This window comes from Methylobacterium sp. NPDC097929 (assembly GCF_049543375.1).
Classification (GTDB): Bacteria; Pseudomonadota; Alphaproteobacteria; order Rhizobiales; family Beijerinckiaceae; genus Methylobacterium.
This window is the reverse complement of the sequence record NZ_JBMVEP010000011.1, coordinates 22,527-41,553: the sequence shown is the minus strand read 5'-3', so window position 1 is coordinate 41,553 and position 19,027 is coordinate 22,527. Positions and strand designations below refer to the sequence as shown.

The 19,027-nt window shown below is 70.7% G+C and carries 25 protein-coding genes; 10 read left to right on the top strand and 15 right to left on the bottom strand.

The annotated features are described in order from the left end of the window. The first annotated feature begins 73 nt into the window (after nt 1-73). The 3 genes from argB (at nt 74) to ACPCJR_RS20800 (ending at nt 2,288) form a co-directional block, all read left to right on the top strand. Complete coding sequence (gene argB / locus ACPCJR_RS20810) at nt 74-970, top strand: acetylglutamate kinase (protein WP_110351393.1); 897 nt, start codon at nt 74-76, stop codon at nt 968-970. Nucleotides 971-1,059: 89 nt separating this feature from the next. Continuing rightward, on the top strand, nt 1,060-1,806 hold the full coding sequence (locus ACPCJR_RS20805) for a pyrimidine 5'-nucleotidase (protein ID WP_391514695.1): 747 nt from the start codon (nt 1,060-1,062) through the stop codon (nt 1,804-1,806). 98 nt (nt 1,807-1,904) lie between these two features. Continuing rightward, a complete protein-coding gene (locus ACPCJR_RS20800) occupies nt 1,905-2,288 on the top strand; it encodes a metallopeptidase family protein (RefSeq protein ID WP_391514875.1) in 384 nt (127 codons plus the stop codon). A 77-nt stretch (nt 2,289-2,365) separates the two neighbouring features. On the opposite strand, the gene ACPCJR_RS20795 is transcribed toward ACPCJR_RS20800, so the two are convergent. The 6 genes from ACPCJR_RS20795 to ACPCJR_RS20770 form a co-directional block, all read right to left on the bottom strand. Further along, the gene (locus tag ACPCJR_RS20795; protein ID WP_391514693.1) at nt 2,366-2,527 is read right to left on the bottom strand and encodes a hypothetical protein; all 162 of its coding nucleotides are present in this window, start codon (nt 2,525-2,527) and stop codon (nt 2,366-2,368) included. A 564-nt stretch (nt 2,528-3,091) separates the two neighbouring features. Next, nucleotides 3,092-4,324 carry a peptide ABC transporter permease gene (locus tag ACPCJR_RS20790; protein ID WP_391514692.1) on the bottom strand — a complete coding sequence of 411 codons (1,233 nt, stop codon included), beginning with the start codon at nt 4,322-4,324 and terminating at the stop codon, nt 3,092-3,094. Between the two features lie 128 nt (nt 4,325-4,452). Beyond that, nucleotides 4,453-4,983, bottom strand: coding sequence for a DUF2937 family protein (locus tag ACPCJR_RS20785; protein WP_391514690.1), 531 nt, complete (start codon nt 4,981-4,983; stop codon nt 4,453-4,455). A 68-nt stretch (nt 4,984-5,051) separates the two neighbouring features. Beyond that, the gene (locus tag ACPCJR_RS20780) at nt 5,052-5,312 is read right to left on the bottom strand and encodes a hypothetical protein (protein ID WP_391514689.1); all 261 of its coding nucleotides are present in this window, start codon (nt 5,310-5,312) and stop codon (nt 5,052-5,054) included. Nucleotides 5,313-5,317: 5 nt separating this feature from the next. Continuing rightward, the gene (locus ACPCJR_RS20775) at nt 5,318-6,325 is read right to left on the bottom strand and encodes a WD40 repeat domain-containing protein (RefSeq protein ID WP_391514687.1); all 1,008 of its coding nucleotides are present in this window, start codon (nt 6,323-6,325) and stop codon (nt 5,318-5,320) included. Nucleotides 6,326-6,341: 16 nt separating this feature from the next. Then, nucleotides 6,342-7,016 (bottom strand): YoaK family protein, encoded by a 675-nt coding sequence (locus ACPCJR_RS20770; protein ID WP_391514685.1) that lies wholly within the window; start codon nt 7,014-7,016, stop codon nt 6,342-6,344. Nucleotides 7,017-7,196: 180 nt separating this feature from the next. Between ACPCJR_RS20770 and ACPCJR_RS20765 the strand changes: the two genes are divergently transcribed. Both ACPCJR_RS20765 and ACPCJR_RS20760 read left to right on the top strand, forming a co-directional pair. Further along, nucleotides 7,197-7,616 (top strand): response regulator, encoded by a 420-nt coding sequence (locus ACPCJR_RS20765; protein WP_110351400.1) that lies wholly within the window; start codon nt 7,197-7,199, stop codon nt 7,614-7,616. A 34-nt stretch (nt 7,617-7,650) separates the two neighbouring features. Then, nucleotides 7,651-8,010: a photosystem reaction center subunit H gene (locus ACPCJR_RS20760; RefSeq protein WP_110351401.1), complete on the top strand. Its 360-nt coding sequence runs from the start codon at nt 7,651-7,653 to the stop codon at nt 8,008-8,010. A 213-nt stretch (nt 8,011-8,223) separates the two neighbouring features. Here ACPCJR_RS20760 and bioD read toward each other — a convergent pair whose 3' ends face one another. The 6 genes from bioD to ACPCJR_RS20730 form a co-directional block, all read right to left on the bottom strand. Next, nucleotides 8,224-8,904 carry a dethiobiotin synthase gene (bioD, locus tag ACPCJR_RS20755; RefSeq protein ID WP_391514683.1) on the bottom strand — a complete coding sequence of 227 codons (681 nt, stop codon included), beginning with the start codon at nt 8,902-8,904 and terminating at the stop codon, nt 8,224-8,226. 160 nt (nt 8,905-9,064) lie between these two features. Then, nucleotides 9,065-9,838 (bottom strand): ferredoxin--NADP reductase, encoded by a 774-nt coding sequence (locus ACPCJR_RS20750; protein WP_391514682.1) that lies wholly within the window; start codon nt 9,836-9,838, stop codon nt 9,065-9,067. Nucleotides 9,839-10,022: 184 nt separating this feature from the next. Continuing rightward, on the bottom strand, nt 10,023-10,955 hold the full coding sequence (locus tag ACPCJR_RS20745; RefSeq protein WP_391514680.1) for a ring-cleaving dioxygenase: 933 nt from the start codon (nt 10,953-10,955) through the stop codon (nt 10,023-10,025). Nucleotides 10,956-11,065: 110 nt separating this feature from the next. Beyond that, nucleotides 11,066-11,392, bottom strand: a complete 327-nt coding sequence (yidD, locus tag ACPCJR_RS20740) for a membrane protein insertion efficiency factor YidD (protein ID WP_391514678.1) — start codon at nt 11,390-11,392, stop codon at nt 11,066-11,068. 6 nt (nt 11,393-11,398) lie between these two features. After that, nucleotides 11,399-11,875, bottom strand: coding sequence for an iron-sulfur cluster assembly scaffold protein (locus ACPCJR_RS20735; RefSeq protein ID WP_391514676.1), 477 nt, complete (start codon nt 11,873-11,875; stop codon nt 11,399-11,401). Nucleotides 11,876-11,887: 12 nt separating this feature from the next. Continuing rightward, nucleotides 11,888-12,160, bottom strand: a complete 273-nt coding sequence (locus ACPCJR_RS20730) for a hypothetical protein (RefSeq protein ID WP_391514884.1) — start codon at nt 12,158-12,160, stop codon at nt 11,888-11,890. On the opposite strand from ACPCJR_RS20730, the gene folE reads away from it, so the two are divergent. Genes folE through ACPCJR_RS20715 form a run of 3 tightly spaced genes read left to right on the top strand, consistent with a single transcriptional unit; the run spans nt 12,099 to nt 14,417 of the window. Continuing rightward, the gene (folE, locus tag ACPCJR_RS20725; protein WP_391514674.1) at nt 12,099-12,920 is read left to right on the top strand and encodes a GTP cyclohydrolase I FolE; all 822 of its coding nucleotides are present in this window, start codon (nt 12,099-12,101) and stop codon (nt 12,918-12,920) included. The two genes, ACPCJR_RS20730 and folE, sit on opposite strands and share 62 nt — an antisense overlap. A 19-nt stretch (nt 12,921-12,939) precedes the next feature. Further along, nucleotides 12,940-13,362 carry a phosphoribosyl-AMP cyclohydrolase gene (gene hisI / locus ACPCJR_RS20720; protein ID WP_391514672.1) on the top strand — a complete coding sequence of 141 codons (423 nt, stop codon included), beginning with the start codon at nt 12,940-12,942 and terminating at the stop codon, nt 13,360-13,362. Then, nucleotides 13,359-14,417, top strand: coding sequence for a patatin-like phospholipase family protein (locus ACPCJR_RS20715; protein WP_391514670.1), 1,059 nt, complete (start codon nt 13,359-13,361; stop codon nt 14,415-14,417). The genes hisI and ACPCJR_RS20715 overlap by 4 nt, the downstream gene beginning before the upstream one ends. A 27-nt stretch (nt 14,418-14,444) precedes the next feature. Here ACPCJR_RS20715 and ACPCJR_RS20710 read toward each other — a convergent pair whose 3' ends face one another. From ACPCJR_RS20710 to ACPCJR_RS20700, 3 genes are all read right to left on the bottom strand, one after another. Further along, nucleotides 14,445-14,876 carry a CBS domain-containing protein gene (locus ACPCJR_RS20710; protein ID WP_110351411.1) on the bottom strand — a complete coding sequence of 144 codons (432 nt, stop codon included), beginning with the start codon at nt 14,874-14,876 and terminating at the stop codon, nt 14,445-14,447. A gap of 232 nt (nt 14,877-15,108) precedes the next feature. Then, the gene (locus ACPCJR_RS20705) at nt 15,109-15,993 is read right to left on the bottom strand and encodes a transporter (protein ID WP_391514668.1); all 885 of its coding nucleotides are present in this window, start codon (nt 15,991-15,993) and stop codon (nt 15,109-15,111) included. 159 nt (nt 15,994-16,152) lie between these two features. Next, nucleotides 16,153-16,977 (bottom strand): rhomboid family intramembrane serine protease, encoded by an 825-nt coding sequence (locus tag ACPCJR_RS20700; RefSeq protein WP_391514666.1) that lies wholly within the window; start codon nt 16,975-16,977, stop codon nt 16,153-16,155. Between the two features lie 248 nt (nt 16,978-17,225). On the opposite strand from ACPCJR_RS20700, the gene ACPCJR_RS20695 reads away from it, so the two are divergent. Beyond that, nucleotides 17,226-17,849 (top strand): PAS domain-containing protein, encoded by a 624-nt coding sequence (locus ACPCJR_RS20695; RefSeq protein WP_391514665.1) that lies wholly within the window; start codon nt 17,226-17,228, stop codon nt 17,847-17,849. A 126-nt stretch (nt 17,850-17,975) separates the two neighbouring features. After that, the gene (locus ACPCJR_RS20690; protein WP_391514664.1) at nt 17,976-18,602 is read left to right on the top strand and encodes a PilZ domain-containing protein; all 627 of its coding nucleotides are present in this window, start codon (nt 17,976-17,978) and stop codon (nt 18,600-18,602) included. Nucleotides 18,603-19,027: the final 425 nt, after the last annotated feature.

Genomic DNA, 19,027 nt, shown 5'->3' with positions numbered 1-19,027 from the left:
TTCGCGTCGCGGAAAGCCTGCGCTAGAAGCCCTGCCGAATCCGTCGCCAACCCAGCGAGACAGGACGACCGCGATGACCGATCCGCTGCCGAACGTGCATGTGCGCGCCGAGATCCTGACCCAGGCGCTGCCGCACATGCAGCGCTACGATCAGGAGATCGTCGTCATCAAGTATGGCGGCCACGCCATGGGCGACCCGGCGGCGGCGGAGGATTTCGCCGAGGACATCGTGCTGCTGGAGCAATCCGGCCTGAAGCCGATCGTCGTGCACGGCGGCGGGCCGCAGATCGGCCGGATGCTGGCGCGGCTCGGGATCGAATCGGAGTTCCGCGGCGGCCTGCGCGTCACGGACGAGGCCACCGTCGAGGTGGTCGAGATGGTTCTGGCCGGCTCGATCAACAAGCAGATCGTCGGCTGGATCGCCGCCGAGGGCGGCCGGGCGATCGGCCTGTGCGGCAAGGACGGCAACATGGTCCGCGCCAAGCGGGCGATGCGCACGGTCAAGGACCCCGACAGCAACATCGAGCAGGCGATCGATCTCGGCCTCGTCGGCGAGCCCGAGCATGTCGAGCGCGGCGTGCTCGACGCGGTGCTGAAGGCCGAGCTGATCCCGGTGCTCGCCCCCGTGGCCTACGGCGAGGACGGCAAGACCTACAACGTCAACGCCGACACCTTCGCGGGCGCCATCGCCGGCGCGCTGCGGGCCAAGCGCCTCCTGCTGCTCACCGACGTGCCCGGCGTGCTCGACAAGGACAAGAACCTGATCCAGGAACTCTCGGTCGAGGATTGCCGGCGGCTGATCGCCGACGGCACCATCACGGGCGGGATGATCCCCAAGGTCGAGACCTGCATCTACGCCATCGAGCAGGGCGTGGAGGCCGTGGTCATCCTCAACGGCAAGGTCGCGCACGCCGCCCTTCTGGAGCTGTTCACCGATTTCGGCGCGGGCACCCTGATCCGGCGCACCTGAGGCGGCGCTTCCCTGCGCGTCGCGCCTTCCTACATAGGGGAGACGGGGCAGTCCCGTCCCGTTTCCCCCTCACGAGCGTCACCCTTCCCTTGCTTCTTCCCGGCGAGAGCCATTTCACCACCCCCGACGCCCGCGGCTTTTCCCGCGTCGATACCTGGGTGTTCGATCTCGACAACACGCTCTACCCGAGCGACGCGCGGGTCTGGCCGCAGGTGGACGAGCGGATCACGCTCTACGTCATGCGCCTCTACGGGCTCGACGCGATCTCGGCCCGGGCCCTGCAGAAGCATTTCTACCACCATTACGGCACCACCCTGAAGGCGCTCATGGTGGAGGAAGGGGTCGATCCGCACGACTTCCTCGATTTCGCCCACGACATCGACCACTCGACGATCAAGCTCGACGAATCCCTGGGCGACGCGATCGAGCGGCTGCCGGGGCGCAAGCTGATCCTCACCAACGGCTCGCGCCGCCACGCCGAGCGGGTCGCGGAGAAGCTCGGCATCCTCGACCATTTCGAGGACGTGTTCGACATCGCGGCGGCCGACTTCATCCCGAAGCCCGACCGCGGCACCTACGAGCGCTTCCTCCTGCGCCACGGCGTCGATCCCAGGCGCTCGGCCCTGTTCGAGGACATCGCCCGCAACCTCGTGGTGCCGCACGATCTCGGCATGGCCACCGTGCTCGTGGTGCCGCCGACGCCCGATCCGTTCCGCGAGCTGTTCGAGCAGGAGGCGGTGCAGGAGCCGCATATCGACCACATCACCAGCGATCTGGCCGCCTTCCTGGCACGCTGCGTGCTGCCGGTCGTCCCGCAGGAGCCCGCCGCGCCGTGAGCCAGGACGCCGCGAGCCAGGACGCTGGGAGCCAGGACGCCTCGAGCGAGGACGCCGCGAGCGGCTGGGCCGGGACCAAGGCGCCGAGCCTCGCCGAGATCGAGGCGCTGGCCGACACCGCCTTCGCCGCTCTGCCGGAGGAATTCCGCCGTCTCTGCGCGGGCGTGCGCATCCACGTCGACGACTTTCCCGACGAGGAGACCCTGACCGAGATGGGCTGCGAGTCGGAGTTCGACCTCCTCGGCCTGTTCCGCGGCGTCGGGCTGGCCCAGGGCGGCGAATGGGCGACGGGGCAGATGCCCAACGCGGTCTGGCTCTACCGCCGGCCGCTGCTCGACTACTGGGCCGAGCACGACGAGACGCTGGGCCACCTCGTCACCCACGTCCTCGTTCACGAGATCGGCCACCATTTCGGCCTCTCCGACGACGACATGACCGCCCTCGAAGCGGCGGCCGACGCGATCGAGGCGCCCGGGCGCTGAGCCCGGTTTCGCTCGTCTTCCGCCATCCATCGATCGGCGCCGGCGGGGAACGGGCGTGGCGCGCGATCGGCGGCGCTTCAGAGAAAGCCGAGCCAGCCGACGAAGGCGAAGATCGTCAGCAGGCCGAGACCGAGCAGAAGCCCGGTCCGTACGCCCCGCGCGATTTCGATGACGGATGAGGGCGCCGCGTCCGGCGTCGTCCGCTCCCGCCGCCACTGATCGATCAAGTTCTCGCGCATGTCTGTTGCCCGCCCGCGCCAGGACTACAGATGTCGATAAGGGCTCGATTCACCTGCGCAGGATAGTGCCGACTCGACACACTGGCCGATGAAGTGCCCCTCCATGGACCAGACCTGATTGGCCTCTTGGCTGCCTCAATCGCAGCGGGGCTCGTGAGGTTTGAAGACAATGCGCCAAGCCGAGACGGTGGTGGTTGATTTTGGATCGACTTCGGACGTCGTCCTCTCATCAACCATCGTGGAGCGGATCATTTTAAGTGCGCTCACTCTGGCATCCGGAGCGGCGCTGGGCTGGACGGCCGATCTGACGTGGCGGATCTGTTGCTTCGTCAGCGGTTAGAGCATCGTCCCGAAAGGTGGCCGCCGGCCTTCGGAAAAAGACGATGCGAACCAAGAGGCTCGAACATCGGCCCGAGAACGGTCGCGTCCTGTTCGTCTCCGGCGGCGTCGCGGCTCATTTTTGCGCGGCGCCGCCGGGAGAAGCGCGCGACCCATCCCGTCCGTTGCGGACGGGATGGCCGGCGCTCCGCGATTGCTCGCTAACCCTGACCGGACGAGCCGGCGTCACCCCCGCGAGGGGAGCCGCGGGATCAGCCCGACCTTGGGACGGCTGGAGCGGAACTGGCCGCGCTCGATCGCCACGAAGGTGAGGATCGCCAGCGCCAGCGTGGTCAGCCACCACAGCGTGGTGAGCCCGACGCCGATGCCGCCGATGGCGAAGGCCGTGGCGAAGGCGGCCATGGCGCAGGGCACCAGCACCGTGGCGTCGCGGCCGGCGCGGTGGATCGCGCCGTAGAGGGCGAACGCCGCGGCGAAGGCGCCGACGATGCCGAGTTCGTACCAGAACTCGAACAGCATCGTCGTCGGCGCATTGAGCGGCAGGATGCCGAAGATCTTTCCGCGCAGGGCCGTCTCCAGGCCGTGGCCGGTCACGAGGCGCACCGGCTCCAGGGTCACCACCTTCTGCCACGCCTTGAGCGCCAGCACGCCCGGCGCCACGGGGCCGAACAGGGCCACGCCGATGGGGCGGGCGAGGAAGGGCAGCAGCGGCGCCACCACGAGCAGGCCGGCCGCCGCGAGCGCGGTGATCCGCACGCCGAGCGACAGGCGCCAATAGGTCAGAGCGAAGGCCAGCGCGCCGACGGCCAGGGCGAACAGGGCGGTCAGGCCCGGCGCCAGCAGCAGCGCGCCCGCGACGAGCAGCACCACCACGAGGGATTCGGTGTCGCGGCGGCGCGAGCGCAGCCACGCGACGGCGGGCCAGGCGAGCAGCGCCAGCAGCACGGCGCCGCGTTCGAGCGCGCTGTCGCCGTCCGGGTTGTCCTTGAGCATCGCGTCGCCGACGAGGTTGATCAGGATCGCGACGATCGCCGCCGCGCCGACGCCGAGCGGCAGCAGGTAGAGGTTGGCCGAGCGCATCCGCTCCGGCAGGGCGAGGTAGGCGAGCAGCGTCATCGCGACGATGGCGAGGAGATTCGCCAGCCGCTCGCTCGCCGGGCCGGGAAACGGCGTCCAGACCAGCGAGAGCGCCGACCAGAACACGACCAGCATGCCGGCCAGGAAGGCCGGCGCGGTCAGGAGCCGCCGCACGGACGGCCAGACGGCGCGCTGACGCTGGTCGATGGCGCTGGCCGTGATGAGCAGGACGACGGCGATGGGGGCGAGCACCACGGTGGCGCGGCGGGAGACCTGGGCGGCCACCGGCAGCACCACGAACAGGCCGAAGAAGCCGATGCGCCGCAGCAGGGCCGCTGCGTCGAGCGCGGGATCGACGGTCGTGGAGGGGGGACGCGGCATGGTCGAGGGGAAACCGGATCCGGTGCCTCGCCGGAGGGAGAAGCGGCCGCCTACACCTAGTGCAGGCGGGCGGACCCGGCTGTAGAGGCCGAGCAACACTTCCGCCGCGCGAAAGCGCCGGATTCGTCTCAAACCGGCGTGGTTTCGGACCGCGGGCGCCGGGTCCGGCGGGCCATGTGGCGGCCGAAATCGCTGGTGACGCGCCAGCCGCCCCAGGCGGCGAGAAAGCCGAGCAGCCCGGCCACCAGCCCGTCCGTGGTCGTCGGCACCGCCGGCTGGTAGTCGCGATAGGCCGCGCGGGCGATGCCCATGTCGGGGTCGCGCACGATGACGGAGAGGCGCCCGAGCGGGCTCGTGGCGGTGTCGAGGGCCTGCTTCTGCGCCTCCAGCCGCTTCAGCCGCTCGATGTCGGCGCGGGCCGATTCCCCGCGCCGGGCGGCGAAGGCGTCCGGGTTGGCGCGCAGGCGCTCCAGCGCCTCGTCCCGGCTGCGGCCGGTGGCCTGCGCGTCCGCGTCGAGGGAGGCGATGGCGCGGCGCAGTTCGTCCAGAGCCCCGCCGAGGCGCTGCGTGTATTGCTGAGCGAATTCCGGCCCCTGCGCGGCGATGATGGCGGCGAGCAGTCCGAAGGCGAGGCCGAGCGTGCGGATGACGCGGAACACGGGCGACGATCTCCTTCGGCGACCCTCAAGGTTCTAGGGCGGCGAGCGCCCGCGGGGAGGCCCGTCGCTCAGGCTCCGCTGAGCGCGGCGGCCACATCCGCCTCGCACAAGGCGTCGAGCGCACCCGCGACCTTGAGCGCCCGCGTCTTCTCACCGGGCGGAAAGAGCAGGATCACCGTCTCGGTGCCGGGGCAGGCCGGATCGGTGCAGACGATCTCGCTCACGGTCATCGCCGTGTCCGGCCCGTAGCCGCCCGCCGCCCGCACCCACGCCTCCACCCGGCGCCGGGCGGCGGCGTCGGGCTTCGGGGCGCGTCCGTAGAGGGCCATCGGCGTCAGGCCGGCAGGGTGAGCAATCCGGCCTGCCCGTCGGCGCAGCCGAAGGCGAGGCGGCTCCCGGTGCCGTCCCAGGCGAGCGCCGAGATCGCGCTGCCCTTCACCGCCGGGCGCACCAGCAACTCGGAGGCGTCGGTGAAGCGCACGAGCAGCACGCAGCCGTCCTCGTAGCCGATCGCCAGGACCGGCGCCTTGGGGTGGAAGGCGACCTGCGAGACCCGCGCCGGCCGCACGCCGCATTCCCGGGGCGCCTTGCCGGTGGGGCCTTCCTTCGAGTCGAACGGCCAGACGATGGCGGCCTCGGCGCCGCTGGTGGCGAGCCACTTGCCGTCGCTCGACCAGGACAGGGAGCGCACCTTGCCCGGATAGCCCGACATGCGCATGTGGCCGCGGTCGGGCTGGAGGCGCCAGCCGTGCAGCGCGTTCTCCTGCATGGTCGAGACGACGAAGCGCCCGTCGGGCGACCACGTCACGTCGATATGCGAGCCCTTCCACTCGATGAAGTCGGGCGGCGTCTCGAGGTTCGGGTACCACAGGCTCACGCCGTTGTAGTGGGCCACCGCGAGGCGGTAGCCCTTGGGCGCGAAGGCGAGCCCGCGCGGGGTAGAGGGGGCGGCGAAGGTCTTCTCGCGGCCCTTGGCGTCCCGGGCCACCACGGTGCGGCCCGAGGAGAAGGCGAGCGAGCCGTCGGGGTGGAGCGCCAGGGCATCGACCCAGCCGGCGCCCTTGGCCTGCGCCAGTTCCTGCGCGGTTCCCTTGGCGTCGGTGGCGACCACCCGGCCGTCGTCGCCGGCGCTGACCAGCCGCGCCCCGTCGCTCGCCGCCGAGAGAATGCCGCCCTCCGGATGGGCAGAAACCGTCTCGGTCGCGCCGTCGCGCAGGAGGAACACCCCGCCATCGGCCAGCGCCAGGGCCAGAGTGCCTTTGAGCCAGTGGGCGGCGGTGACGTGGGCACCGGCATCCAGGCCGGCGACGTGGTCGGTGAGGGAGGGAGCGGAGACGCTCATCCGGGTCGGCCTTCCTTCAGATCTTGATCGAGGACACCGGCGCGGACCGGTGCAGCAGGGTGAACAGGCTGGCGGCCAGACATAGACCGCCGGCGACGCAGGCGGGAACCGCCAGGGCAGCGATCCCGAAATGCCCGTGGGCATAGGTGCCCGCAACCGCTCCCGCCAGGAGCGCGAGCCAGACCGAGGCATCGCCGAGCCAGCCGAAGCGCGGGCCGCGCCCGGCCAGCGCCAGCGCCGCCTTCTGCCCGAAGGCGAACAGGGCGCCCGTGATGAAGGTGGTGCCGGCGCGAAAGCCCTGGACGTGGGCGAGCACCGCGTTCTGCGTCCCCATGGCCAGCGCCAGGAAGAGCGAGGCCACGCCGACATGGGCGTGCTCGACCGCCAGGGCCAGCGCGGCGGCGAGCGCGACGGCCTCGAAGCCCAGCACCGCGGGCGTGACCCAGCGCGGCGGGCACAGGGCCGAGATGGCCCCGCCCGAGACCGCGCCGACGAGGAAGACGGCGATCAGCAGCGCCGGCAGCACGGCGCCCAGCGGATCGCCATGGCCGAGCGAGACGGCGAGCTGCGTCGTGTTCCCGCTCATCAGCGAGGTGTAGAGGCCGCCGAGCCGGATGAAGCCGACCGCGTCCACGAAGCCGGCGAGCGCGGTCAGCACCACGCCGAAGCCGATCTGCCAGGGACGCGTCACGGCACGGCTCTCCACGGCAAGGCCTCAGCTCTTACCGGCCTGCCGTCAAGGTTAACCAACCGGTTACCAATTGCGCGCAAATCGAAGCAATCACGGTGAACGCGGCCCTTCACGGCCCCGTTGGTCCGGCGATCCGCAAGCTCGGCGGTTGTCCGAGCACGGGTGAGTTGGAGTTCTGCCATGATCCCCTTCGCTTGCGCCCCCGCCGTCCTGCCCCCGTTCCACTTCGCGCCGAACGCCGGCACCATCCTCGTGGTCGAGGACGAGGCCTTCGTCTGCGAACTGGCCGCCGAAGCGCTTCTCGATGAAGGTTACCGGGTGCTGACCGCCGCCGACGCCGAGGAGGCCGAGGCGATCCTGTCGAGCGAGCGGGTGGATCTGCTCTTCACCGATATCGATCTGGCCCGCAACACGAACGGCATCGCCCTGGCCCGCAGCGCCCGCCGCAGCCTGCCGCGCCTGCCCGTGGTCTATACGTCCGGCGGCCGCGACGGCCTCTCGCCCGCCGAGGCGGTGACCGAATCCGTGTTCGTGCCCAAGCCCTACCGCGCCGCGCAGCTCGTGGCCGTCACCAACGACCTGCTGCGCCACCGCGGCTGAGTCTCCCGCCCCTCCTCGACCCAAGAGACGGACGATGCGTCGCCTGATCGCCTGCGCCCTCCTGATGCTCGCCGCGATGCCGGCGGCCCGCGCCGACTGCAATGTCGAGGATACCGGGCTGGAACCGGCCATCGCGGCCAAGAGCGAGTTGCAGGAGGCCAAGAACGCGCAGATCGTGCGGGACCTGCGCAATCTGCGCGACGCGGCCATCGTGCTCGATTCCTACGGCTTCCCGGACGAGTGCAAGCGCCTCGTGACCATCGTGAAGGGGCTGGTGGCCAACCCCGACAGCACGATCAAGCGCAGCAGCGACACCGACGAGGAGAAGGCCGAGGAGATTCAGGAATCCCGCGAGCCGAAGGCGCCGAAGGAGCGCCGCGGCTCCGGCCGCTGAACGCTCATAGCCTGTTCGACCGGCAGATCCGATCACACCCCTCATCCTGAGGTGCTGCGACAGCAGCCTCGAAGGAGGGCTCCAGAAAGCGCGCGATCCCCGGAGCCCTCCATCGAGGCTCCGCTTCGCTCCGCACCTCAGGATGAGGGTGAGGACGGGAAAAATCGCGGCACCGCTTTGGCTCTGTGTCGAAGTGGTCAGTCAAACAGGCTCTCAGGCGAGCCCGGGCAGCCCCTCGGGGAAATCGCCGCCGCGGCCGAGAACCACGACCGCCTCCGGGACGTATCGCGCGATCTGCCCGGCCACCGTCTCGGGCGATGTCGGTGCGCCCTCGCTCTCGCTGACGACGATCCCTGCGAGCGGCACGCCGTGGGCGCGCAGGGTCTCGACCGCGGTGAGGGCGTGGCTGATCGCGCCGAGATAGCTGCCGGAGACGAGCAGCGCCGGAAGCCCCTGCGCCTTCAGCCAGTCGAGGCCGGTCGCCGTCTCGGTGATCGGGCTCATCAGTCCACCGACGCCCTCGATCAGCACGGTCTCGTCGGCTTCCGCCTCGGCGAGGCGCGCCCGGCACCAGCCGACGAGGTCGGCGAGCGCGAGGCTGCGGCCGTCGCGGACGGCGGCGAGATCCGGCGCGAGCGGGGCGGTAAACCGCCAGGGCGAGCAGGCCGCGACGGTCTCGGGGGTGATCGCAAGTCCCTGCGCGGCGAGCAGCCGGCCGGTGTCGCTCTGCGCGAAATCGGGATGGTCGAGCGGAGGAACGCCGCTGGCGAGCGGCTTCAGGGCGCGCACGCGCCGGCCCTCGGCGCGAAAGCGGCGGACGAGGACGGCGGTGACGTAGGTCTTGCCGATCTCGGTGCCGGCGCCGACGACGAACAGGGCGGACGTACGGGTCATGGCGGATTGCGGCGGCGCTTCGTCCGGCAGCGGGGCGGTTCCCTGGATTGCCTCGCTTCGCGCGCAATGACGGAGTGGAAGGGTCACACCGTCGTCGCGAGCGCCGGCGAAGCGATCCAGCGGCGGGACGCCGCCGGCCTTCACGGCAACCGTGGAGGCCTCACTTCTCGACGAAGGCTTTCTCGATGACGTAGTGGGCCGCCTCGCCGTGGTTGCCCTCCTCGTAGCCCAGTCCCGTCAGCATCTCGCGGGTGTCCTTGATCATCTCAGGGCTGCCGCAAAGCATGAAGCGGTCGTTCTCGATCGCCATGTTCGGCAGACCGATATCCTCGAACAGCTTGCCCGAGGTCATCAGGTCGGTGATCCGGCCGCGGTTGCGGAACGGCTCGCGGGTGACCGTCGGGTAGTAGATGAGCTGGTTGGCGATCATCTCGCCCAGAAACTCGTGGCGAGGCAGGGTCTCGGTGATGGTCTCGCCGTAGGCCAGCTCCTGCACCTGACGGCAGCCGTGGACGAGCACAACCTTCTCGAAGCGGTCGTAGGTCTCCGGGTCCTTGATGATCGACAGGAAGGGGGCGAGCCCTGTGCCGGTGCCGAGCAGGTAGAGGTGGCGGCCGGGCAGCAGGTTGTCGAGCACCAGCGTGCCGGTCGGCTTCTTGCCGATCATGATCGGATCGCCGACCTTGAGGTGCTGGAGCTTGCTCGTGAGCGGGCCGTTCGGCACCTTGATCGAGAAGAACTCCAGCTCCTCCTCGTAGTTGGCCGAGACCACCGAGTAGGCGCGCAGCAGCGGCCGGCCCTCGACCTCGATGCCGATCATCGTGAACTCGCCGTTGCGGAAGCGGAACGAGGGATCGCGCGTCGTGCGGAAGGAGAAGAGCGTGTCGGTCCAATGGTGGACGGAGAGGACGCGCTCCTCGTTGTACTTGCTCATCGGCCGCAGGTTTCCCGATTCTCAAAGCGTCGAACGCGGGCTCTTCTCGCAATCGCAGCATCCGCGTCAAGACGCTGCGCGGCCACAGCCCGCGAAATGCGACTTGAGCTGGAACTGTTCTTGATTGCCGCGCATGCCTGCCCCGGGCCGCACGCATCGGGCGCGAAGGTTTTAGGGACTGGGGTCAGAGGGGCTTCAGCCCCGCCTCGATCTCGGCCCGGCGCGGTTCGAGGAAGGGCGGCAGGGCGAGGCGCTCGCCCAAAGCCTCCATCGGCTCGTCGGTCGCGAAGCCCGGCCCGTCGGTGGCGATCTCGAACAGGATGCCGTTGGGCTCGCGGAAGTAGAGGCTGCGGAAGTAGTAGCGGTCGACCGGACCGCTGGAGGGCACCCGCCGCTGCTTGAGCCGGTCGGCCCAGGCCTCGTAATCGGCATCCGGGATACGGAAGGCGACGTGGTGGACGGCACCCGCCCCCTGGCGGGCCGGCGCACCGGCACCCTGGAGCAGTTGCACCTCCGCCGCCGGGCCGCCCGCGCCGGTCTCGAACACGCTCACCTCGCCCTCGGGCAATTCGAAGGTCCGGGCGCGGCGAAAGCCGAGAACCTGGGTCAGAACCGCCTCGGTGCGCTCGGGCCTCGCGACGGTGAGCCGGATCGGCCCCAGGCCGCGGATCTGGTGCTCGGCCGGCACGGGGCTCGCCGCCCAAGGGTGGGCCTCGCCCGCGCCGCCATCATCGACGAGGCCGAGGCGCTGACCCTCCCCATCCTCGAAGTCGAGGGTCAGGCGCCCGTCCCGCTCGATCGCCGGATGATGCGTCACGCCCTGGCGGGCGAAATGCTCGCGCCACCAGTCGAACGCCGCCGGCCCCGCGACCCGGAAGGTCGTGCGGCTGATGCTGTCGCTGCCGCGGCGCTCGGCCGGCGCCGGCCAGTCGAAGAAGGTCAGGTCGGTGCCCGGCGAGGCGCGCCCGTCGGCGTAGAACAGGTGGTAGGCCGAGACATCGTCCTGGTTGACGGTCTTCTTGACGAGCCGGAGCCCGAGCACGCGGGTGTAGAAGGCGAGGTTGTCGGCTGCCCGCGCCGTGATGGCGGTGACGTGGTGGAGTCCGGTGAGCTGCATCGCGTGGCCTCGCGCGGGAAGCGGGTTCGGGCTCCAGATAGGGATTTTGGCGGGAAGCCCAAGGGAACGGGGGGCCCGAGGGAAACCGAGAGAGCCCGAAGCCCGGCGCCTCACGGCCGGCCCGGCTCGTCCACCGCCTCGCAGATCAGCGGGGGCGGCGCCTCGACGCCGCGCCAGCGGCCGTAGGACCAGGGGCGGTGCCACGCGGCGCCCGCGGGCAGGCCTTCGGGCACGAGGTCGATGCCGTGGGTACCGAAGGGGCCGCAGCGGCAGATGCGGGCGAACCCCATCCAACCACCGGCCCAGAGCCCGTAGCGCTGGATCGCCTCGTCGGTATAGCTCGAGCAGCTCGGCCAGTGCCGGCACTGGCGCCCGACGAGCCCCGAGAGCGTGAGCTGGTAGGCGCGGATCACCCCGTGCGCCGCCTGCCGGATCACGGCGGCTCAGGCCGCCTCGGGGGCGTCAGGCGTGTCCGGCGCGGAGGACCGGCGGGCGGCGATCTGGTCGAGGGCGTCGACCACGGCGTCGAAGGTCAGCAGGGTCGAGGCGTGGCGGGCGCGGAACGCGCGCACCGGCTCCAGCACGGCGAGGTCGGCCCACTTTCCGTCGGGCGCCGGACCGTTCTCCTTGAGCATCGCCCGCATCCGGGCACGAACCTCGCGCAGTTCGTCCGCCCGGGCGCCGACGACGTGGCGGGCCATCAGCGAGGAGGAGGCCTGACCGAGCGCGCAGGCCTTCACGTCGTGGGCGAAATCGGCCACCGTGGTGCCGTCCGCGTCGAGGGCGAGATCGACCGTGACGGTCGAACCGCAGAGCTTGGAATGGGCGGTGGCGCTGGCCTCGGGTGCCTCCAGGCGTCCGAGGCGCGGAATGTCGGCGGCGAGTTCCAGGATACGGCGGTTGTAGATGTCGTCGATCATCGCGGACACGCCTCAGCGCTGCACGTTCGGGTGAGGCTCAAGCTTTCGTCGAGCCGGATGCGCATGCCACGCATTGCGCGGCGGCGCGATTGCGACGATATAGGCGCGATCATGCCGTTCCGCGAGAATGGCACCGTCGACCCCGGTCACGCCCTGGCCCAGGATTCGGATCGTTCGAGGGCGTCGGCACTTAAACCGTTTAAGACGCCGGGACGGATCGACGATGTACGCCAAGCCTGACAGCACGACCATGAAGGCGCGTGTGGCGAAGGCCGGAGATGCCATGGATGCCGCCCTCAAATCCCTGTCCTACGGCATGAGCGACGACGAGAGACGCATGAGCGCCGTCGACCTCGAAGGGATGCGCGGCGCCAACGATTCCGTCCGGCCCGGCGACGCGGCCGAGATCGCTCCCGAAATCGCTCCCTTGCCCGAATCGGCGCAGCGGGTTCCGAACGAGGTCGCCCTCGGCCGTCCGAGCCGGCAGGAGGCGGAGGCCGCCGTGCGCACGCTGCTGCGCTGGGCCGGCGACGACCCGACGCGCGAGGGCCTGCTCGACACGCCCGCCCGAGTCGTGAAGGCCTACGAGCAGATCTTCGGCGGCTACCGCATGGACGCCGACGCGCTCCTGGAGCGCGTGTTCGAGGAGGTCGAGGGATACTCGGACGCCGTGCTGGTGCGCGACATCCCGTTCTACTCCCATTGCGAGCACCACATGGTGCCGTTCATGGGGCTCGCCCACATCGCCTATTACCCGTCCAAGGGCGTGGTCGGCCTCTCCAAGCTCGCCCGCGTGGTCGATGCCTTCGCCCGCCGCCTGCAGACGCAGGAGACGATGACGGCCCAGATCGCCGACACCATCGAGAGCATCCTCCAGCCCCGCGGCTGCGCCGTCATGGTCGAGGCCGAGCACCTCTGCATGGCGATGCGCGGCGTGCAGAAGGCTGGCGTCTCCACGATCACCACGCAGTTCCGCGGCGTCTACCGGGCCGATCCCAGCGAGCAGGTCCGCTTCCTGACGCTCGTGCGGAACCAGAAGGCCTGAGACGGCCGGAATCTCCGCGATGCTTGATCGGTTCGCTTCCCCCGGCTCCCGGGCCGAGGTCGAGGAGGGCGCGTCCCTGACGCCGCGCTTCGGCCCCGACGGGCTGATTGCCTGCATCGCCGTCGATGCGGGGGACGGGCGCGTGCTGATGCTCGCCCACATGAACGCCGAGGCGCTGGCCCGCACCCTGGAGACCGGCGAGGCGTGGTACTGGTCGCGCTCGCGCGGCGAGCTCTGGCACAAGGGCGCCACCTCCGGGCAGATCCAGCGCGTCGTCGAGATGCGGGTGGATTGCGATCAGGACGCGATCCTGATCCGCGTGACGGTCGGCGGCGACGGCGGCTGCTGTCATACCGGCCGCCGCTCCTGCTTCTACCGCGCGGTCGAGCGCGACCCCGCGAGCGGCGCGCCCATCCTCGTTCCCGCCGATCCGGACCGATGAGGTTCGAGGCGCTGAACCCCGGTCCGCCCCGCTTTCCGGAAGGGGTGGTGGAGCCGGTGGTGCCGCGCCTGCCCGCTCCCCGCATCGGCCTGGCGCTCGGCGGCGGCTCGGCCCGGGGCTGGTCGCATCTCGGCGTGATCGAGGCGCTCGAAGAGGCCGGGATCTATCCCGACGTGGTGGCCGGCTGCTCCATCGGTGCCGTGGTGGGCGGGGCCTATGCGGCGGGCCGGATCGGCGCGCTCAAGGAGTTCGCCCTCTCGCTGACCCGGCGCCGGGTCGTCGGCATGCTCGATCCGCGCATCACCGGCTCCGGGCTGATCGCGGGCGAGCGCCTGCGCCGCCGCCTCTCCCGCGAACTCGAAGGCCTGCGCATCGAGGATCTGCGCCTACCCTTCGCCAGCGTGGCCACCGAACTCGGCACCGGCCACGAGGTCTGGCTCTCCCGCGGCCCCCTCGTCGAGGCGGTGCGGGCCTCTTACGCGATCCCCGGCATCTTCCCGCCGGTCGCCCTCGACGGGCGACTGCTGATGGACGGCACCCTGGTGAACCCGGTGCCCGTGCGCCTCGCCCGGGAACTCGGCGCCGACCTCGTTCTGTGCGTGAACCTCGCCTGCGAGACGCGCCCGCCCGGCACGGTGATCCGGCCCGAATGGGACGCGCCGCCCCTCGCCGAGCCGGAGGAGCCGGTGGAGCGGGCGATCGAACAGACGCTCGAGGCGACCATGCGGCGACGGGACCGCTGGGGGCTGCTGCGGGGGGCGGGCCGGCGCCTGATGGGGCGCCGACGGGCGGAGCCGCCGCGCGAACCCGCGGGCCCGCCGGTGCCGGGCGTCGCCCGGGTCATGCTCGACGCCTTCAACATCACTCAGGACCGGATCTCCCGGGCACGGCTCGCGGGCGATCCGCCGGACGTGTCGATCCGCCCCCGGCTCGCGGAGTTCGGGCAATTCGAATTCCACCGCGCCGCCGACGGGATCGAGCTCGGCCGTCAGGCGGTTCGCGCGGCGCTGCCGGAGATCCGGCGCATGATCGGGAGCGCGGCGGCCCGGAGCTGATCCGTCCGCCGCGCCGGCCGACGGGGCTCAGGCCATGGTGATGTAGTCGCGCATGGCTTGGTGCTCGGCCTCGACGGCCGCGATGCGGCGGGCGACCACGTCGCCGATCGAGACGACGCCGACGAGACGCCCCTCCTCGACCACCGGAAGGTGTCGGAAGCGGCCGTTCGTCATCGTCTCCATCACGTCCTCGATGGTGGTCCGCCGGGTGCAGGTGACGACCTTCTGGGTCATGTAGTGCGAGATCGGCCGGTCGAGGGCCGCCGCGCCCTCGGTCGCCAGCGCCCGCATCACGTCACGCTCGGACAGGACGCCGATCACGCGGCCCTCGGCATCGCCGACCACGAGCGCGCCGATCCGCTTCTCGGCGAGAAGGTGGATGGCCTCGTCGATGGTGCGGTGCGGAGGCAGCGTGACCACCGAGCCGCCTTTCTCTGCAAGGATTCGCGCAACGGTCATAATGATAGTTCCCCTCCCTGAGGATCGCGCCGTCAGCCCACGGCGCCGATAAGCCTGCCGGCCGGGTTGGGCCCCGGCTCTCTGCGGCGATTGTGTGGCGTCTTGGCCGTGCTGGCAAGCCGGCGAGGCCGGACCACCGCGAGCGCTCCTGCACAAAAATGCACACGGCCCGCCGGAGGAGAGGCCGGCGGGCCGCGGGAAGTTCCCGGAGATGAGACCGGATCGGTCCCGCTCAGCGGCCCTCGGCCTGGCGGCGGGTGATCAGGGTGCGGTTGGGCTGGGCCTCGCCCTTGTCCTGACCGAACGGCACGATCACGCGCAGCCAGCCGCGGGTCTCCTTGCCGCCGTAGTTGCGCTCGGCCACGTCGCGGGTGACGTAGCCCTGCACGTTCATGAAGCCGAAGTTGTAGCCGACGAGACCGCCCACCGCGAGCTGGCCCTGCTGACGGTAGCCGACGACGTTGGTCTTGAGATCGACCGAGCCGAAGGCGACGGGGCCGACCTGCCACTTGCCGAACTTCTTCGTCAGGGTGAGGTCGAGGTTGAGGTAGTCGGGATAGAGCACGCCGGTGGGCGAGCGCGTCTCGAGCATGTGGCCGTAGAGCAGGTTGGCCGTGACCGCCCAGTCGTTGGCGGCGTAGGTGATCGCGAAGCGGTGGCTTAGCGACGGCGACTGGGTCAGGAAGCGGGTATCCCAGGGGAGATAGCCGCCGAGGAGGTAGCTGACGCCGACGCCGTCGCCGAGATCCCAGGCGAGCTGGCCCGCGAGCAGGGGCTGGCCCCAGCCGCTGTTGTAGGGGGCGCCGCGCACGCTGGAGGCCGCGATCGGCGCGACGAAGATGAATTGCACCTGCCCGCCGAGCACGGTGAAGGGCGTCGCCCACAACAGGGTCGGAAGGTTGACGTTGCTCTCGGAGTCGAGCGGCGAGGTCTCGCGCACGCCGAAACTCGACAGGTTCACGGCGTAGAAGCCCTTGGGGAACGGCGCGCCGAACGGCACGCCGACAGTCTGGCCGGGCTGGGCAGCGGAGGCGGCCTGGGCGGCTGTGCCGCCGAGACCCCATGCGCACGATACGGCGAGCCCGAGACGGGCGATGACGGCTGCTCGATGTTTCACCGGTTCCACTCTCCATCAGGAACGGAGCGGACAAACATTTGATTGTTTATCTTTAATCCGCTGTCGTTCCTAAAATCGACGGCCGGCGTCTCTCATTTAATTCGTTTCGATCGGCAAAAGCCCACGGTGTGATGTCCAGGGCACATCACCGCCCGCGCTTTAGGGGCGATGGCGAAGGCTGCCTCGCTCCATCAGCGGTAGCAGGAAGAAGCCGGCCGCGAAGCCGCCGAGATGCGCGTCCCAGGCGATCGGTCCTTCCCCGCCGCCGAGCGGCAGGGCGAGAACACCGAAGAGAAGGTTGGTGACGAACCAGATCCCGAGAAACAGCACGGCCGTGCGGTTGCGCATCAGTTCGGGGATGGTCTGGAGCGGGGCTCGCGGCGGAAGCTGCCAGGGCGCACCGGCCTCGAAGGGCGGCGGGGGCTGGAACACGAAGCGGGCCGCCGCCGCCATCAGCGCGGAAATCCCGGCCGACGCCCCCACGAGCGGCATCAGGCTGTAGGGATCGATCAGGAGGTGGAGCACCGCCCCCGCGACGATGCCCGCGAGCGCCAGGATCGCGTAGCGCAGGGCGCCGTAGCGGCGCGCGACGGGGGCGCCGAAGGCCGCGAGCCAGACGACGTTGAAGATGAGGTGCATCCACGACCCGTGCAGCAGGGCGTAGCTCGCCCCCGTCCAGGGCATGGCGGAGGGATCGGTCACGAGGTAGCGGGCGAATTCCTGTCGCGCGGACGCGAGCGCCGGCCCGCCCGCCCCCTCCCCCGCCGCGCCGATGATCGCGGCCGCCGTCGAGGGATCGAAGGACGCGGTCCAGCGGGCCGGGATGAAGGCGAGGTTGAGGAGCACGGACAGGTCGATCTCGTCCGGCAGCACGGTGCGGACGAGATGGATCGCCGCGAGCACGGCGATCGAGATCGTCACGATTCCCGGCAGGTTGAAGACGGGCACGCGGCCCTGGCGCGGCAGATCGGGGGAGGCATCCATGCCGCACCATGTCGGCCAAGCCTGCGCCGCCGCAAGGGCCGCCGAGCCCAGGACCGCACGGAATCGGCAGGCGCGCGGACCGGCCGCAACCTTTCGTTAAGGTTAAGGAGGAGTTGCGCGAGCGCGCCCGGATCACTCGGCCTAGGGTGTGCGAGACATCACCGACCCCCGGCCGGGTACCCTCTCTTCGTCCCAGGCCGACCCAGATTGAAGCCCGTGTGAAACGGGCCGTACCGGTGCGGAACACCATGAAGCATCCCACGAGCCGTCAGCTACACGCCTACTGGGACCGGCTGCGAGGCGAGCGGGCCGCGCCGGAGCGCAGCGAGATCGAGCCCGGCGAGATCCGCAACCTGCTCGCGGACAGCTTCATCCTCGAAACCGATCCGGCCCGCCGGGTGAACACGGTGCGGCTTGCCGGCACGCGCCTCTGCGCCCTGTTCGGGCGGGAGTTGCGAGGCCACGCCTTCATCGATCTGTGGGGCGACACCCTGCCCCCGGCCCCCACCGATCCCTGGCGGCTCGTGGAGACGGTGGCGTGCGACACCGTCGGCATCGTGGCGGGCCTGACCGGCGTCACCGCGCGGGACGAATCCATTGACCTCGAATTGCTGCTGCTTCCCCTGCGCCACCGCGGCAAGACGCAGGCTCGAATCCTCGGCTCGCTCAGCCCGCACTGCATTCCGTCGTGGCTCGGCACCCGGCCGATCCTGCGGGTCGAGGCGGTCTCGCTGCGGGTGCTCGAAGTGGCGAGTGCCGAGCCCACGGCCGTGCGCAGCTTCGTGGAGGGCCTGCCCGAGCCGGCCAACGATCCCCGCCCCGTCCGGTTCGGGCATCTGCTCGTGCACGAGGGCGGGCGCGGCGGCGCCTGACGCGGGGGACACAACCCTGAAGGCGCCAAAAGGGAGAGCCGCAAGGGTGCGTCGGATCTGGGAAAGTCTTTCGTAACCCTGGAACGGCTAAGGATTCGGTCACGACATCCAGACTGCCGAGCCGCCATGACCGAGCTTTCCCGTCCAGGGACAGCCTCTCCCCCGCAACCGGCCAGTGCCGCCGACCAGCGCCGGCATCAGCGGGTGCGCGCGACGCTGCTCGGCCGCTACATGCTGGCGGACCGGCGCGAATATCCGTGCCAGACCGTGGACATGTCCCCGGGCGGCGTGCGCCTGACCTGCGCGGTGCTCGGCGGGGTCGGCGAGCGCGTCGTGCTCTACCTCGAACAGATCGGCCGGCTCGAGGGCGCGGTCGCGCGTCACACGCCGGGCGGCTTCGCGCTGCGCTTCACCGCGACGCCGCGCAAGCGCGACAAGATCGCCTCGCAGCTGATGTGGCTCGCCAACCGGGAGAGCCTCGGCCTGCCGGAGGGCCGCTTCCACGAACGCCTCGTGCCCAACGATCCCGGCGTCACTCTGCGCTTGGAGAGCGGCCGGCTCATTCCCGCCCGGATCATCGACATCTCGATGTCGGGCGTGGCGCTCGCCACCCCATCGACGCCGCCCATCGGCACCCACGTCCTCGTGGGCTCCACCCCGGGCCGCGTGGTGCGCTACTTCGAGGGCGGAATCGGTGCTCAGTTCATGCTGCCGATCTCCCCCGATCGCTTCCACGAGGGCATCACGCTCTGAGCCGCGGCTCGAAGCGCTGCGCCTTTCGCCTGATCTCGTCTCCGATCCATCGCCTCGGCCTTCGCCCCTCTCCGTCATCGCGAGGCGGAGCCGAAGCGACCCAGAGCGCGACCTGTCCGGACGATGCGGAGCCCCCGATTGCTTTCGCTGAGCCTCGCAAGCACGAGGGAAGAGGCCGAAGCGATCAACCGGAAATCGTATGAAGCTCTGATCGGCACCGCCGCGACGGCAGGCCTCGCCAACAGGGCCGCCCGATGCGGCCTGTTCGGACGCGGCTCCCGGCCCGATGCGCGCGCCCGTCCTCATGACACCGAGCCCCTGAACGCCCGATGCGGCCGACGGCCCGCCAGGCCGGGCGCCGGCGCACGCCGCCGGCTTCGGACATCCCGCCGATGGGCCGGATCTTCGCCCCGCCCACGTCCCGA